At 43.0% G+C, this 16,378-nt stretch carries 16 protein-coding genes; 5 read left to right on the top strand and 11 right to left on the bottom strand.

All coding sequences use genetic code 11. From position 1 onward, the window contains the following. Positions 1–373 precede the first annotated feature (373 nt). Positions 374–799, top strand: coding sequence for a hypothetical protein (locus tag PROVALCAL_RS02085; RefSeq protein ID WP_006657418.1), 426 nt, complete (start codon positions 374–376; stop codon positions 797–799). 64 nt (positions 800–863) lie between these two features. Here PROVALCAL_RS02085 and actP read toward each other — a convergent pair whose 3' ends face one another. The 3 genes from actP to acs form a co-directional block, all read right to left on the bottom strand. Further along, positions 864–2,513, bottom strand: a complete 1,650-nt coding sequence (gene actP, locus PROVALCAL_RS02090) for a cation/acetate symporter ActP (protein WP_006657419.1) — start codon at positions 2,511–2,513, stop codon at positions 864–866. Next, positions 2,510–2,821 carry a DUF485 domain-containing protein gene (locus PROVALCAL_RS02095; RefSeq protein ID WP_006657420.1) on the bottom strand — a complete coding sequence of 104 codons (312 nt, stop codon included), beginning with the start codon at positions 2,819–2,821 and terminating at the stop codon, positions 2,510–2,512. Before PROVALCAL_RS02095 ends, actP begins: the two co-directional genes overlap by 4 nt. 204 nt (positions 2,822–3,025) lie before the next feature. Continuing rightward, on the bottom strand, positions 3,026–4,981 hold the full coding sequence (gene acs / locus PROVALCAL_RS02100) for an acetate--CoA ligase (protein ID WP_006657421.1): 1,956 nt from the start codon (positions 4,979–4,981) through the stop codon (positions 3,026–3,028). A 396-nt stretch (positions 4,982–5,377) separates the two neighbouring features. On the opposite strand from acs, the gene sodA reads away from it, so the two are divergent. The 3 genes from sodA to PROVALCAL_RS02115 all read left to right on the top strand — a co-directional run bounded on the left by sodA (position 5,378) and on the right by PROVALCAL_RS02115 (position 7,769). Beyond that, positions 5,378–6,004: a superoxide dismutase [Mn] gene (sodA, locus tag PROVALCAL_RS02105; protein ID WP_006657422.1), complete on the top strand. Its 627-nt coding sequence runs from the start codon at positions 5,378–5,380 to the stop codon at positions 6,002–6,004. Positions 6,005–6,147: 143 nt separating this feature from the next. Next, positions 6,148–6,828 carry a 6-hydroxyaminopurine reductase gene (gene yiiM, locus PROVALCAL_RS02110; protein WP_036960018.1) on the top strand — a complete coding sequence of 227 codons (681 nt, stop codon included), beginning with the start codon at positions 6,148–6,150 and terminating at the stop codon, positions 6,826–6,828. Between the two features lie 35 nt (positions 6,829–6,863). Next, positions 6,864–7,769, top strand: coding sequence for a LysR substrate-binding domain-containing protein (locus tag PROVALCAL_RS02115; RefSeq protein ID WP_006657425.1), 906 nt, complete (start codon positions 6,864–6,866; stop codon positions 7,767–7,769). 30 nt (positions 7,770–7,799) lie between these two features. Here PROVALCAL_RS02115 and PROVALCAL_RS02120 read toward each other — a convergent pair whose 3' ends face one another. Next, on the bottom strand, positions 7,800–8,678 hold the full coding sequence (locus PROVALCAL_RS02120; RefSeq protein ID WP_006657426.1) for a pirin family protein: 879 nt from the start codon (positions 8,676–8,678) through the stop codon (positions 7,800–7,802). A gap of 296 nt (positions 8,679–8,974) precedes the next feature. Between PROVALCAL_RS02120 and PROVALCAL_RS02125 the strand changes: the two genes are divergently transcribed. Next, a complete protein-coding gene (locus tag PROVALCAL_RS02125; protein WP_006657427.1) occupies positions 8,975–9,520 on the top strand; it encodes a toxin-antitoxin system YwqK family antitoxin in 546 nt (181 codons plus the stop codon). A 77-nt stretch (positions 9,521–9,597) separates the two neighbouring features. On the opposite strand, the gene trpS is transcribed toward PROVALCAL_RS02125, so the two are convergent. From trpS to aroK, 7 genes are all read right to left on the bottom strand, one after another. Beyond that, positions 9,598–10,641 (bottom strand): tryptophan--tRNA ligase, encoded by a 1,044-nt coding sequence (gene trpS / locus PROVALCAL_RS02130; protein WP_006657428.1) that lies wholly within the window; start codon positions 10,639–10,641, stop codon positions 9,598–9,600. An 86-nt stretch (positions 10,642–10,727) separates the two neighbouring features. After that, the gene (locus PROVALCAL_RS02135) at positions 10,728–11,414 is read right to left on the bottom strand and encodes a phosphoglycolate phosphatase (protein WP_006657429.1); all 687 of its coding nucleotides are present in this window, start codon (positions 11,412–11,414) and stop codon (positions 10,728–10,730) included. After that, positions 11,411–12,085, bottom strand: coding sequence for a ribulose-phosphate 3-epimerase (gene rpe, locus PROVALCAL_RS02140; RefSeq protein ID WP_006657430.1), 675 nt, complete (start codon positions 12,083–12,085; stop codon positions 11,411–11,413). Before rpe ends, PROVALCAL_RS02135 begins: the two co-directional genes overlap by 4 nt. Positions 12,086–12,124: 39 nt before the next feature. Beyond that, positions 12,125–12,952: an adenine-specific DNA-methyltransferase gene (gene dam / locus PROVALCAL_RS02145; protein WP_006657431.1), complete on the bottom strand. Its 828-nt coding sequence runs from the start codon at positions 12,950–12,952 to the stop codon at positions 12,125–12,127. A gap of 82 nt (positions 12,953–13,034) precedes the next feature. Then, complete coding sequence (locus PROVALCAL_RS02150; protein ID WP_006657432.1) at positions 13,035–13,961, bottom strand: SPOR domain-containing protein; 927 nt, start codon at positions 13,959–13,961, stop codon at positions 13,035–13,037. Positions 13,962–14,246: 285 nt separating this feature from the next. Next, a complete protein-coding gene (gene aroB, locus PROVALCAL_RS02155; RefSeq protein ID WP_006657433.1) occupies positions 14,247–15,335 on the bottom strand; it encodes a 3-dehydroquinate synthase in 1,089 nt (362 codons plus the stop codon). A 40-nt stretch (positions 15,336–15,375) separates the two neighbouring features. Beyond that, entirely contained in the window at positions 15,376–15,897 is a 522-nt protein-coding gene (gene aroK / locus PROVALCAL_RS02160; RefSeq protein WP_006657434.1) for a shikimate kinase AroK, read from the bottom strand. Positions 15,898–16,378 lie beyond the last annotated feature (481 nt).

The raw sequence follows: 16,378 nt of genomic DNA on the forward strand, positions 1-16,378 counted from the left end.
AGTCATGGGGCACTCAAATGGAAGAGAGCCAGCTTATTTTTCGGGGGGCCCATTATCATGAAAAGTCACTGTGATCCCAGCTATAAAAAACCAGCAAAAACCACTATTCTTATAATTGATTAAAATTAATAATCGTTTATTGAAACTAATTGATTATCATTTGAACATCCAACTTGTTATTTATACTTTATTTTTTGTTTAGATCAGTCTTCGTTATTTATCGATGTAAAATATAATAGGTAAATATTGTTAAATTGATGTTTCATTTTATTCTTCTTATACTATTAAAAATGGTTATTTTTAAGCAATTAAGATATTAGGTTGTTAAATCTAGTAACTACATAGATGAATATTCATCAAACGGGTGGGTTATATGAATAAAATGAAAAGTACGAATAGCCAGATTTTAGAGCAGATTATTTCTGTCAATAAACAGCAAGAAAACGAGTTTAACAATGGGCAAGATGGTGCCATCATTCTTTCACTTTTAGTGATGTTTTTTGTACCTTTCTCGTTGCTAGTTATGATAAAAAACCATTTAGGATTAGAGAATAACGCGATAGCAATTATCGCTGTTGTTGCTTTAAGTCTTGGGATTGCAGCAGGTTTATATAAGACGTTTAAAGTCGGTATTAAATTTGTAGATAAACGCCCTACGCTTGAACAGTTACTTTCCCGCTATACGCCTAAAGATAAAGTTGAATATCAAAAACTGATGTCTGCAAAGCAAAGTCAGCCACAAGATTTTTATTCTTTGATAGAGGATTGGTTATCAATAGAAAAACGGGCTGCTATTTAATAAGTTGATTTATACAAAAGAAAAGCGACTCATTGGAGTCGCTTTTTTGTTTTCAGAGGAGAAACTAGTGAGATTTGCCTTGCTCGATACCTAAGCCAATTTGCGAGCGTACAAACTGCTCTTTGAAACGTGCTCTTTCCATTTTGCCTCTTTCTGAATGGTCGGTAACTGAGAATAACCATGAAGCAAAGAATGCGACAATTAATGAGAAGAATGCAGGGTATTCATAAGGGTAAATTGGTTTTTCATGATGAAGAATAGTCACCCAGATTGTTGGGCCTAAGATCATGAGTACGACTGCGGTAATCAAGCCTAACCAACCACCTGCAAGCGCACCCCGAGTGGTTAACTTGCTCCAATACATTGATAGCAAGATAATTGGGAAGTTACAGCTTGCCGCGATAGAGAAGGCCAAGCCAACCATGAAGGCAATATTTTGTTTCTCGAACAAAATCCCTAACCCAATCGCTACAAAACCGAGGATCACCACGGTAATTTTTGATACGCGCAATTCATCGCGCTCATCGGCTTTACCATTTTTAATCGCCATCGCATACAGGTCGTGGGAAACCGCAGACGCACCCGCCAACGTTAAACCAGCAACAACCGCGAGAATAGTGGCAAAAGCAACCGCAGAGATAAACCCAAGGAAGAAGTTTCCACCGACGGCATCAGCGAGGTGTACCGCTGCCATGTTGGTTCCACCGATTAAAGCGCCAGCGGCATCTTTAAAGTCAGGGTTTGAGCTAACCAGAACGATAGCCCCGAAACCGATGATAAATGTCAGAATGTAGAAGTAACCGATGAATCCAGTCGCGTAGAATACGCTCTTGCGTGCTTCTTTTGCGTCACTAACGGTGAAGAAGCGCATGATGATGTGAGGTAAACCTGCTGTACCGAACATCAAGGCTAACCCAAGAGACAAGGCGGATATTGGGTCAGAAACCAGTCCTCCGGGGCTCATAATGGCGATACCATTTTTATGTACTTCAACGGCTTCTTTAAATAACGTATTGAAGTTGAAGCCGACATGTTTCATGACCATAACCGCCATGAAGGTTGCACCTGCTAGTAGTAAAATGGCTTTGATTATCTGTACCCATGTGGTTGCGAGCATCCCGCCGAATAGCACATACAGCACCATCAATATCCCAACAATCACGACAGCAATGTGGTAGTTAAGCCCAAATAATAACTCAATCAGCTTTCCTGCCCCAACCATCTGAGCGATTAGGTACAGCGCCACAACCACCAAGGAACCCATTGCAGACAGAATGCGGATAGGTCTTTGTTGTAATCGATATGAAGCCACATCCGCGAAAGTATAGCGACCTAAATTTCGTAAGCGCTCGGCAATTAAGAACAGAATAATTGGCCAGCCAATTAAAAAACCGATGGAGTAGATAAGCCCATCGTATCCTGAAGTATAAACCAGTGCGGAGATCCCCAAGAATGAGGCTGCGGACATAAAGTCACCCGCAATCGCCATTCCATTTTGGAAACCTGTAATTTTTCCGCCAGCGGTATAGTAATCAGAGCGAGAGCGAGTTCTTTTTGAAGCCCAGTAAGTGATGTAGAGCGTAAAGCCAACAAACAGTAAGAACATCACGATTGCTTGAATATTGACAGGTTGACGCTCAACATTGCCTGTCAGGGCATCAGCGAGCGCCATTGATGAGGTGAAAAACAGAATAAGCGAGAGCAAGACTTTCATTTTTCTACCTCTTTTAAGATTTCGGCGGTTAAGCGGTCAAATTCACTGTTAGCACGGATGACATACAAACCCGTTAAGATAAACGAGATTACAATCAGCCCAACACCCACAGGAATACCGCGGGTGATGTAGGAACCTTCAGCAATTGGGGTACCTAGCCAGCTTGGATCAAACGCGATAAGAAAGATAAAACCAACATACAGAACTAACGTTATTGCAGATAACAACCATGAAAAGCGACTACGTTTTCTCACTAATTCTTGAAAGAGAGGGTTCGCCTCGACCTTTTCGTAAGCAGTAGCATTCATCAGAGTTCTCCTCTGTTATTGTATTATTGGCATACTCTGATAGCTCAAAAGGCGGATTTTAGGGCGACACATGGCTACCCAAGGAATTAACTGGGTATTCGGTCAGACTCTATTTCTGCTGATTGAGTGATGCTGAGTATTGATTTTAGGTCGCCCGTAGGCGACCTGTAGTGCCATGAGCTATCTACACAACTATTTATATAGCTACGAGATACTCATTGACTGTTTTTCTTCGAGCAGTTTTTCGACAACACCTGGATCTGCCAGTGTGGAAGTATCTCCAAAATTACTGGTATCACCTGATGCAATTTTTCGTAGGATACGGCGCATGATCTTACCGGAACGCGTTTTCGGTAAAGAATCTGTCCAATGTAAAACGTCTGGTGTGGCAATCGGGCCAATTTCTTTACGAACCCAATTACGCACTTCAGTGTACAACTCTGGGGATGGTTCTTCGCCAGAGATCAAGGTTACATAGGCGTAGATCGCCTGACCTTTGATACTGTGAGGAATACCTACCACTGCAGCTTCAGCAACTTTCGGATGTGAAACGAGAGCTGATTCAATTTCCGCTGTCCCTAATCGGTGACCTGAGATATTGAGTACGTCATCAACACGACCCGTGATCCAGTAATAGCCATCTTCATCACGACGCGCACCATCACCACTAAAGTACATGCCTTTAAACGTGGAGAAATAAGTTTGCTCGAAACGCTCATGATCACCAAACAGAGTTCGTGCTTGACCTGGCCATGAGTCTACGATGACTAAGTTACCTTCGGTTGCACCCTCGATAGGCTCACCAAGGTTATCTACCAATGCAGGACGAACACCAAAGAATGGTAGTGTTGCAGAACCTGGTTTCAACATAGTTGCCCCCGGCAGAGGCGTAATCATGAAGCCGCCTGTTTCTGTTTGCCACCATGTATCCACAACAGGGCAACGGCTGTTCCCCATTTTCTTGTAGAACCATTCCCACGCTTCTGGGTTAATAGGCTCACCGACCGATCCTAAAATCCGTAAAGAATCACGTTGAGTACCTTCAATCGCTTTATCACCTTCAGCCATCAGTGCACGGATAGCGGTTGGTGCGGTATAAAGAATATTGACTTGGTGTTTATCAACGACTTGTGCCATACGGTTAACTGCCGGATAGTTTGGCACACCTTCAAACATTAAGGTTTTTGCACCATTGGATAGCGGTCCATAAAGCAGGTAGCTATGACCCGTAACCCAGCCCACATCCGCCGTACACCAGTAGACTTCATTTTCATGATAATCAAAGGTGTATTTGAATGTCAGCGTGGCATAGACCAGATAACCGCCCGTAGTATGGAGAACCCCTTTAGGTTTACCAGTTGAGCCGGAAGTGTAGAGAATAAACAACGGATCTTCTGCATTGATCTCTTCCGGTGGGCAATCCGCGCTGACACCTTGGATAACGTCGTGCCACCAAAGATCACGACCTTCAACCCAGCTTGGTGCATTACCTGTACGGCGATAAACAATCACATTGGCGACCGTAGTCACTTGTGGATTTTGCAATGCGTCATCAACATTCTTTTTCAACGGAATGGCTCGACCGGCACGCAAGCCTTCATCGGAGGTGATGATAAGCTTAGCTTTACAGTCAATAACACGCCCAGAAACAGCTTCAGGTGAGAACCCAGCAAAGATGACAGTATGGATAGCACCAATACGTGCACACGCCAGCATTGCTACCGCTGCTTCAACCACCATTGGCATATAGATAGCGACGACATCACCTTTACGGATACCTTGCTTCTTCAGGACGTTTGCGAATTGGCACACATCATGGTGCAGTTCACGGTAAGTGATATTTTTTGATTGGGTTGGGTCATCGCCTTCCCAGATGATAGCGGTTTGATCTCCTCGAGTGGCGAGGTGACGATCTAAGCAGTTGGCACTCAGGTTTAGGGTGCCATCTTCAAACCAGCGAATGTTCACGTGTCCGGGATCGAATGAAGTATTTTTCACCCGAGTGTAAGGTTTAATCCAATCAACGATTTTCCCTTTTTCGCCCCAAAATCCTTCGGGGTCTTGAATCGAGCGTTGGTACTCATCGTTATACTGTTGTTCGTTTATCAGGGCATTTTTAGCAATATTAGCAGGAACGGGATGTTTAGTTATTTGTGTCATATTATTATCTCCTTGCAGATGTTAATAGTATGTCAAAAATCGGTTAACTGAAGTATGGCGGGTTATTTTGTTTTTCTTTTGCGCGGAAGATCACGTATTAATAGTAATGGGATTTGCAGTATGATCATTTGATGCTAAATCCATGATTGAAATAAAAATTCAAAAATATAACTAACATTGGAATTAAAGAAAAACAAAGACGAACTATAGTGGTATTAGTTACTGAATAAACTCGTGATGATAGCCGATGGAAAAATCCACAGAATTCACATGGATATGATAATGATTTTCATTAACACTAAAATAACTATAATGGTTGCGTGGTTACAAACACGCAGTTACTGAAATCCTAATTCAGTCTGTGAGATAGAAAAGAAGTCACTGGAGGCTAACAATATGAGTTACACATTACCTGCTTTACCTTATGCTTATGATGCGCTGGAACCTCATTTTGATAAACAAACCATGGAAATCCATCACACCAAGCACCACCAAACCTACGTGAATAACACCAACACAGCATTAGAAAAATTACCTGAGCTTGCAGGTCTAGATATCGATGTATTAATTCAAAAATTAGATCAAATTCCTGCCGATCAACGTACTTTCGTACGTAACAACGCGGGCGGACACTCAAACCATAGCCTGTTCTGGAAAGGCTTAAAACTAGGCACAGAACTGAATGGCGAGTTGAAAGTCGCGATTGAGCGTGATTTTGGCAGCGTTGATGCGTTTAAAGACCTTTTTGAAAAAGCAGCGGCTTCCCGTTTTGGTTCTGGTTGGGCATGGCTGGTATTAAAAGATGATGGTAAGTTGGCGGTGGTCTCCACTGCAAACCAAGATAACCCATTGATGGGTGAAGCTATCTCTGGCGCTTCGGGCTATCCAATCCTTGGTTTAGATGTTTGGGAACATGCTTATTACCTGAAATATCAAAACCGCCGTCCAGATTACATCAAGGCATTCTGGTCAGTTGTGAACTGGGATGAAGCAGCAAAACGCTTCGCAGAAAAAACCAAATAAGATTTTTGATTAATCAAATTTTCGCTTAACGCGGTTCTTCAGAGCCGCGTTTTTTGTTTTTGTCTTGGGGATAACGTTGTTATCTCTATGGTCATTCTTTATGATGAAAACTCGTTCAGATGGGTTCATTAGGGAGCCAAACCGTGCAGATACATCCTCAAGTTTTTATTGGTACCATTCAAAGCACTGCCCATTGTGGTGTGAGTGCTATTCATAAGCGAGCTGCGGATGGGGTATTAACCTTAAATAGTTTAGGAATTGAAGGGGATGAACAAGCAGAAACGCGTTTTCACGGTGGACCTGATAGAGCGCTATGCCATTACCCGCAAGAACATTATGAATTTTGGCGACAGCGATACCCACAATTAGAGGATTTATTCCTTCCTTCTGCTTTTGGTGAAAACTTATCCACTCAAGGAATGACTGAAGAAAATGTCTTTATCGGTGATATCTATGCTTGGGGTGATGCACGTATTCAAATCACTCAACCCCGTTCCCCTTGCTATAAACTAAATGGATTAACGGGAGTGGAAAACTTTGCTCAGGTCATGCAAGACGAAGGTCGCTGTGGCTGGTTGTATCGTGTAATCAAAGGTGGCAGTGTAAGCGCAGAGACGCCTCTGAGGCTCCTTAGCCGTAATAGTGATGTTTCTCTGCAAGAAGCCATCATGATTGCGTTCCATGCACCGTATGACGAAGAACTGTATCAGCGGTTGCTCTCAGCTGCGGGGCTATCGGCGAGCTGGAGCCTGACGATGCAAAATCGCTTAGAGCATCATAAGATTGAAGAATTTAGCCATCGGTTATTTGGTCGACGTCACTGATTATTTACCCGCCAGATTCGAATGGAGGAAAACGCATGCAGTACGATTTAAATGACCTCTACTATTTTGTTAAAGTTGTTGAATATGGTGGTTTTTCTCAGGCGGGTGCAGCGTTAGGCATTCCAAAATCCAAGTTGAGCCGCCGTATTGCAGACTTAGAACAAAAACTAAATGTCTCTTTGATTTACCGCTCAACTCGGCAATTTCATGTAACTGAAATTGGACAAGTTTTTTATCAGCAATGTAAGAATGTGGTGGAAGAAGCGGATATTGCTCACGAGCTGATCTGTTCAGTTCAAACTCACCCAAAAGGGACGATAAAACTCTCCTGCCCAGTGACTTTATTACAGGTATATTTGCAAGATACATTGATTGATTTTATGGCGAAATACCCAGATATCGATGTGCAAATTCTCGCGGTAAATCGTCCTGTTGATGTCATTAGTGAAGGGCTGGATTTAGCGCTGCGAGTACGTTCGCTCCCCCTTGATGATTCAGGGTTGATGATGAAAGTGCTGGGGTATTCTCGGCGAATTTTAATTGCAAGCCCAAGCTTATTTAACGAAAAAGGTTACCCTTCAACGCCAGAGCAGCTGGTGGATTATCCTATTCTCGCCAATACTGAGCATTCCCAGCGTTATACACTTTCATTGAAAAACAGCGATGATCTTAGTGTGACGGTTCATGTGACCCCAAAATTGGCAACGACTGATATTTTGACATTGTACCGGGCAGCAGTAAAAGGGTTAGGTATTGCTCGTTTGCCACAGGGCGTGGTTGAAAAAGAGCTAAAAAGAGGGGAGCTGGTTGAGGTGCTGCCTCATTGGCAGTTTCCTGAAGATATTATTCATGCCGTATACCCATCGCGTAAAGGGCTGTTACCCGCAGTACAGCTATTTTTAACGTACTTAGCGGAAAATATGGTGGCAGGAGAAAAATAATGTCCTCTGAAAATTCAGAGGACATTATGATTAGCTGGCATTAGGGATGCGCCCAAACTTGCCACTATTGAAATCATTAATTGCTTCATTGATTTCTTGGCTCGTATTCATGACAAATGGACCATATCCCACCACTGGCTCATCGATAGGATCACCGCTGAGCAGTAGCACTAAAGCCTCATCGGTAGTGGCTTCTAACAGCACATTGCTATCTGTAGCATCCAAAATCATCAATTCGCCTTCATTCAATGCGGTATGCCCATCCACAAAGAGACTGCCTTTGAGCATGACCAATCCAACGTTACGACCTGATTTAGTCGGTAACCCTATGACCTTGCCTTTATTTAAACGCAGATCCCACACATCAAGGGCGGTAAATGTGCGTGCGGCACCCGTGTTTCCTAAATAATCACCGGCAATGACTCGTAACGTACCTGCTTCATTCGCGAGGCTAATGGTTGGAATGGTATCGCTCGCCAATAACTGGTATCCCGGTGCGGCAAGTTTATCTTTAGCGGGTAAATTAACCCACAGTTGCACCATATCTAAGGTTCCGCCATTTTTCATAAAGTTATCAGACTGATATTCTTGATGAAGTATTCCTGATGCAGCGGTCATCCATTGCACATCGCCTGGACCAATCACGCCACCTTCACCCGTAGAGTCGTGGTGAGCGACTTCGCCGTCATATACGATGGTGACGGTTTCAAAGCCTTTATGCGGATGCTCGCCAACACCACGATTATCCCCTTCAGATGCAGGGAATGGGTGCGGACCCGCTCTATCCAACAGTAAAAATGGGTTCAAGTATTTCCCGTGATTGTTGTAGCTAAACATCGAGCGAACAGGGAAACCATCACCAACCCAGTGGCTACGTGGGGATTGATAAATACCAATAATCTTTTTCATGGTGTGACTCCAAACTGGTTTTATAAACAGATCAGCTCTATGAACTCATCATTTCGATGAACTAATAATAGAAGAGCTAAAGCTGGGTGAGTAGAGGCAAAAATAGGTTTGATTGTTCTGAAAATAGAACAATCAAAGCATTGATAAGTGAGTTGAATGTGGGTTTCTAGTATGCTTCGGATTAGCCAAAATCGGAGCGTTCCTCTTCATTTATTCATCTTAAACATGAACGATCAGGAATACTAAATAGGTATGATGTCTCCGTGTGAACCCGTGATTCCGTTAAAAGGATTGTTATGAAAACTATTAATATCGCTATGGCATTTTCTATTGCCTTTATGTTATCTGGATGCCTTTCTCAACCCGCACCTCAGTATGATAACAATGGCATCCAGTTAGAAGAGTTTAAAGAGCTAGAAAGCTTGAGAATGCCAGAGCTGAACATTCCTGAAGGGGCGCCGGATGGGGACTATATCGAACGTTATGGAAATGGTGCCATTCAGTTTAAATCGTGGGTGAAAAACAACTGCTTAGATAAGAGCATTACGGTTTATTATAAAAACGGTCAGCCAAAAATGTTTATTCCGATAAAAGATTGCAAAGTAGATGGCGTCATTAAGTCTTACCATCCTAATGGGAATTTAGATACTGAGATGGGATATAGCAATGACAGGCTAAACGGCGATTATAAATCCTACTACGATACACCGAAAAATAATCTGCATCTTAAAACGAGTTTTGTGAATGGGGCCGCCGAAGGTGTTCTTGAAGAGCGCGGACAGGATGGCGAGCTATTAAAGCAGGGGCTGATTAAAGACGGTAAGTTGTATACTGTGAAGTAAGTGGACTACAGATAAAATAAAAGCCAATTAACCGTGAGTGAGTTATTGGCTTTTTGCTATTGAATAGCGATGTACGATTACAGCTGTGGACGTTTTACAAAGCCGATTGCATCGTAAACCTTATCTAAGGTTTCTTGGGCGCGAGCTGCTGCTTTGGTAGCACCTTCATCCATAATTTGGTTCAGTAACGCTTCGTTGTTACGGAACTCATGGTAGCGCGCTTGTAAGTTCGTTAGCATGTCAGAAACTGCTTCAGCAACAGCGCCTTTCAGATGACCGTACATTTGGCCTTCAAACTCAGCTTCCAGTGTTTTCACACTTTTGCCTGTCACACCTGCAAGGATGTCTAATAGGTTAGAAACCCCTGCTTTATTTTCAACATCGTAGCAAATACGTGGTGGCTCTTCAGAGTCAGTCATGGCACGTTTAATTTTCTTCACCACCGATTTCGGATCTTCTAACAGCGCAATGACGTTATTACGGTTGTCATCAGACTTAGACATCTTCTTCGTTGGCTCTTGTAATGCCATTACACGAGCACCGCCATCGGTTGGGATAAATGGCTCTGGTACGGTGAAAATATCACCGTAAATTGCATTGAAGCGTTGAGCAATATCGCGGCTCAGTTCAAGGTGCTGTTTCTGGTCAATACCGACAGGAACTTGGTTAGTTTGATAAACCAGAATATCGGCGGCCATTAGAACTGGGTAGTCAAACAGACCCGCGTTGATGTTTTCTGAGTGGCGAGCAGATTTGTCTTTGAACTGGGTCATACGGCTGAGTTCGCCGAAATAGGTGTAGCAGTTTAATGCCCAGCTTAATTGTGCGTGTTGTGGTACATGAGATTGAACGAAAATGGTGCTTTTCTTCGGATCAATACCACAAGCTAAGTAGAGCGCTAATGTATCGAGAGTTCTTTTACGCAGTTCAGTTGGGTCTTGGCGAACGGTAATGGCGTGCTGGTCAACGATACAGTAAATGCAGTCAAAATCATCTTGCATCTTAACCCACTGACGTAACGCACCCATGTAGTTACCGATGGTTAATTCACCGGAAGGCTGTGCGCCGCTGAATACAATAGGTTTATGGGGTTGTTTAGATTTCTCAGTGGGTGTACTCATTTCTTTGTATGTCCTTGTAGTATTTTTTTATACCCTTTTAGGTTTCGAGCGACGTAGTGAATGGGTAGCTCGAATTATTGGGGATTTTATTTTGCTAAATCAATAACGGAAAGTAGCTCAGAAAAGTGGCTTAACACGTAGTCGGGCTCGGTAATTGCGATTGATTCACCATAGTTGTAGCCGTAGGTTAGCCCTACGCTTGGGCAGCCAGCATTGTGGGCTGCGATAATATCATTACGGGAATCGCCGACAAAAAGCAATTCTTCTTTGCGTAAACCGAACTGACCCATTGTTAAATAGAGTGGCGCTGGGTGTGGTTTAGTTTTCACAACATCGTCACCACCAAGCACTAATGAAAAGTAGCTATCAATACCCAATTTTTCTAATAGTGGCGCCACAAACGGGGTCGGTTTGTTGGTCACAATGGCCATTGGCATATTGTGTTTTGCAATCGTTTCGAGGGTCTCTTTGACTTCAGGAAACAGCTGGCTGCCGGTATTAACGGTTGTTGCATAGTGTTCATCGAAGCGTATACGAGCTTGCTTTTGTCGCTCTGGAGTAACCGTCATTCCCGCCCATTTTAGCGCGCGCTCGACGAGCATATCGGCGCCGTTGCCTACCCAGATGGAGACGCGCTCTTTACCTGCTGGTGGCAGGTTAAGTTCTTCCAGCGTTTTATCGATGGCGTCCGCTAAACCGCCGGCGCTATCAACGAGGGTGCCATCTAAATCAAACGCAATTGCTTTAATACTTTCTAAAACCGCATGTGTCATTGAGATACCTTTTTTAATTCTTGGCGCATTTCATCGATGACTTTTTTATAATCGGACTGGTCAAAAATTGCGGAGCCAGCAACGAAGGTGTCTGCACCTGCTGCGGCAATTTCTGCAATGTTATTCACCTTCACACCACCATCGACCTCTAAGCGAATATCATAACCACTTTCATCAATTAGTTTACGAACTTGGCGCAATTTATTCAGGGTTTGTGGAATAAAAGATTGACCACCAAATCCTGGGTTAACCGACATCAGTAGGATCATATCGACTTTATCCATCACATAATCCAGATAGCTTAGCGGGGTTGCTGGGTTAAATACCAGACCTGCGGTGCAACCATTCTCTTTGATGAGTTGTAGCGTTCTATCGATGTGTTCGCTGGCTTCTGGGTGGAAGCTAATGTGAGTTGCTCCCGCTTTTGCAAAGTCAGGGATGATACGGTCGACAGGTTTAACCATTAAATGAACATCAATTGGCGCGGTGATACCGTAATTGCGTAGCGCTTTGCAGATTGGCGCACCGAACGTGAGGTTCGGCACGTAGTGGTTATCCATGACATCAAAATGGATAATGTCTGCGCCTGCAGCAAGAACTTTGGCGGTATCTTCGCCTAAACGTGCAAAGTCAGCAGATAAAATAGATGGGGCAATGAGAAAATCTTTCATAATTGTCTCCGATTATTCGTCGTTATCTGACAGCACCTATTATTTTTTAGATGCTCCCGCATATAAAGCCAAAAGCTCGTTGACTTTGGCACGGTTCAAAATATTTCTACTAATGGTGCGACGTACTTTAACGATATGTAATTGTGCCTGATGATACCACTCTCGGGTCATCGGGGTCTCATGATTTGAGATAAGAACTGGGATCTCGCGCTCAGATGATAGCTTATGTGCTAACAAAGCGAGATTTTGTTGTTCTTGAGCACTAAATGAGTTGGTGTGATATGCCGTAAAATTCGCAGTTTCAGATAGCGGAGCGTAAGGCGGATCACAGTAAATCACTGAGCCCATTGGGGCGTCGAGTAATGTTTTGCTGTAAGACTGTGTTACAAACGTGGCTTTCTGGGCTTTTTCTGCAAACCACAAGAGCTCGTCTTTTGGAAAATACGGTTTTTTATAGCGCCCAAAAGGGACATTGAATTCCCCTCGTAAGTTGTAACGGCATAGTCCGTTATAACAATGGCGATTAAGATACAAAAAGAGAATACTGCGTTTAGCAGGGTCATCTGATTGGTTAAATGTTTTACGCATTAAATAATACTGTTCTGAAGTATTAAATTCAGGTGTGAACAGCCGCTGAGCTTCTTCAATAAAAGCCTCAGAGCGATATTTAACCGTATTGTAGAGGTTGATGAGATCACTGTTTATGTCTGCCAGTACATATGAATCGTAGTTAGTATTTAAAAACACCGATCCTGCACCAACAAAAGGTTCTATTAAGCAATTACCTTGTGGAAGGTGTTTTTTGATCTCATCCACAAGAGGGTATTTACCCCCAGCCCATTTTAAAAAAGCGCGTTTCTTTTTCATGCCGTCTTATTATTACAATCGTTTAGAGCCGCCACTTGGCGGCTCTTTCAGGACAACATAATGCGCCCGGGGAAAAACGTTGTTATTTTTGATCCTGTTTAACTTGTTTCATATTACGCACCCACGGTTTCTTCGCTTGCACTGCGGCAGGTAAGGTCGCAATTGCATTTTTTGCTTCGTTCACTGAGCTGTAGTTTCCGTGGATTAAAACATACCAAGTTTGTCCATTACGAATGGTTTTATACACTTGATAGTTAGCAAGTTTATTCTCTTTTGCGAAAGCTTCCAGTGTATCTGAACGACTTGCGCTACTTAATTGTAATGTATAGCTACCAGATGGTGCAGCTGCATGACTATTTGAGCTTGTGCTAGTAGTCGATTTCGTGGTTGTTTTTGGCTGGGCAGGCTGTTTTTGTTCAACCGGCTTAGTCGTTTTAGGCTGAGTTTTTTCTGGTGTGACAGGTTTCACTGTTGGCTGTTTTTCCACAGGTTTAACTTGCGGTTGCGTCAATGGAGTCACGTTTTGTGGTGGCGTGGTAGTGCCGTCAGATGGCAGGCTTTGACCTTGACTGAGAGCATCGGCAACATCACCAGGAATTTCAATACGCTCACCAAGACCATTTTGTTGTGTCTGAGTGTCGGCTTGCGTTGGCATTGGGTTGATTTGCTGACCATTTAACTCTTGCGCTTGACCTGTTTGTGGTTGCGTTGGAGTTTGGGTATTTGAATTCGTTAGTGATGAAGAACCTGATAAATCAATATTACGTTGGTTAGCACTATCTGTTTGTAATTTCTCGTGTTCTGTTGGTGCTTTCAATGCAGAACTGATGGCAATTATCAGCAGCAATAGCACTAAAACGCCTACACCAATCATGATGTGTTGACGTGATAACGCGATTTTTGGCTTAGCCGCAGCAGCAGGGCGCGAGCGTCCGGTTGGTCTATCTGATGTATCAGGCCTTAAATCATTTTGCACTTGAGGCTGATTATCTGGTTTAAATTCGTCCATTTTCCTCTCCCGAAATTAGTTCGCCTGTAGTAGAGATAAAATGTCTCTTATCATTACGACCTGTTCACGACTAAGCAGTTGCTTCTGCTCACATTTAAAGAATAGATTGTTTAGCAATTTCATTCCAATTTCAATGAGACTGCGACTATCTTGTTTGTGATTCGTTATAGGTGCTAGGCATAGCGTTATAATTTAACGGCTTTAGTGGATATCTGCCAGTAACATTTTAAAACCCCTAAAAATATTCAGGAGCTAATTAATGCTTTTTACTTAGTTCGGTGATTTTTATGGTATGCAAGCCGAAATGGCGGCAGTAACCGTTGAGGCATCCACATCGGAACGCATTTCTGAATGACCAATTGTGGTTGGAAGGATAAGATGCAATTTGCCTCCCATGACTTTTTTATCTCGCATCATGTGAGGTAAATAGTCATCGGGCTGCATTTTTGCTGGTCCGGTGACTGGAAGTTCTGCGCGTTTTAACAGGGCGATGACACGACCAGTTTGCTCTGGCGTAAATTGACCGATAAGTTCAGCGGTTTTCGCGGCCATGACCATCCCTGCGGCAACAGCTTCACCATGAAGCCATACGCCGTAGCCCATTTCGGCTTCAATCGCATGACCAAATGTGTGCCCTAAATTCAATAATGCTCGCAGCCCACTAGTTTCTTTTTCATCAGCGGCAACAACTTGTGCTTTCAATTCACAACAACGGCGAATGCAGTACGCCATGGCTTGGTTATCCAGCGCCATTAACGCATCAATGTTTTCTTCGAGCCAGCTAAAAAACTCACCATCAAGAATGATGCCGTATTTGATAACTTCAGCTAGACCTGAAGAGAGCTCACGCTTAGGTAAGGTTTTTAAACAATCAAGGTCAATGACCACGGAAGCCGGCTGGTAAAATGCCCCGATCATATTTTTCCCTAACGGATGGTTAACAGCTGTTTTTCCACCCACCGAAGAGTCTACTTGGGAAAGTAATGTTGTGGGCACTTGAATAAAACGTACGCCTCGTTGATAGCTCGCTGCTGCGAATCCAGTTAAGTCACCGATAACTCCCCCACCTAAGGCGATGAGGGTTGTATCTCGGTTATGGTGCTTTTCGAGTAATGCGGTAAAAACATCATTCATGATGAATAAAGATTTATACTGTTCGCCATCAGGCAGGATGATGGAATCAACTTTTACGCCTGAGGCTTCAAGAACAGTTTGGATCTTATGCAGATAAAGTGGGGCGAGGGTTTCGTTCGTCACTATCATTGCTCGCTGGCCTGCAGTTAGTGGCCAAAATGCATCCTGCTGTTGATATAAACTGGGTGCAATATTGATTGGATAACTGCGTTCATCCAGCGTAACAGTGACTTTTTCCATCTTGCTTTACCTTGAATTCATGACTTTTGATGTATAAAAATTAGTTTTTTTCTAACAGTTCAATGATTTGGTTAGCAACAACTTTGGCGCTTTGCTCATCTGTATGAATAGTAATATCTGCTATTTCTTCATACATAGGATTGCGTTCATCAGCTAATTTCTCTAAAACTTCGCGAGCAGGTTCATCCACTTGTAATAGAGGACGTTTTTTATCGCGCTGCGTGCGGGATAATTGCTTCTCAATGGTGGTTTCGAGATACACGACAACCCCACGAGCAGACAAGCGGTTACGTGTCTCTTTGGATTTAACAGAGCCACCACCTGTCGCTAAGACAATGCCTTGTTTTTCGGTGAGTTCATTGATGACTTTTTCTTCGCGATCGCGAAAGCCTTCTTCACCTTCTAGGTCGAATACCCAACCTACATCTGCGCCAGTGCGTTTTTCAATCTCGTGATCGGAGTCAAAAAACTCCATATTAAGCTGTTGAGCTAACTGACGACCAATAGTGCTTTTTCCGGCTCCCATTGGTCCAACCAGAAAGATATTGCGTTTCTCTGCCATGTTTTTTGGTATTACTACGATTATTCGTTAATGATCACCCGCCCCGCCAATCGAATTAGCGGCGGGACCTAAACTGAAACCTCATAAGTGATGATGTGAGATCAGATAAGAAAATTATCTCAATACATCAACCTGAATTGCAACTATATAAATATGGCACTTAGAAAACAAAGTGCCATATTCTTCGTTGCGGGTTTCTATATATTTGAGCCGTCTACATTACATTATGCACTGTTTAGTGAGCTTATTAACAGGTCGATTAGTCCGTGAAAATAATCTAACCTGTTAATTATAAAGTAAAATTTATGTAGCTATTTTATAAGCGGCTGATAGTTTGTTCTTTCATCTACCGATAGTTAGAACACTCAATGGATAACCTTGTATGCTAAAACGACCTCAGCGTCAAATTTATCCGGTAGGTTTATGGCACAAAAAGTAATAATTTCACGGCACTTTGATGCTTTGAACATTCAACTAATTG

It is taken from the genome of Providencia alcalifaciens DSM 30120 (genome assembly GCF_000173415.1).
In the GTDB taxonomy this organism is placed as follows: Bacteria; Pseudomonadota; Gammaproteobacteria; order Enterobacterales; family Enterobacteriaceae; genus Providencia; species Providencia alcalifaciens.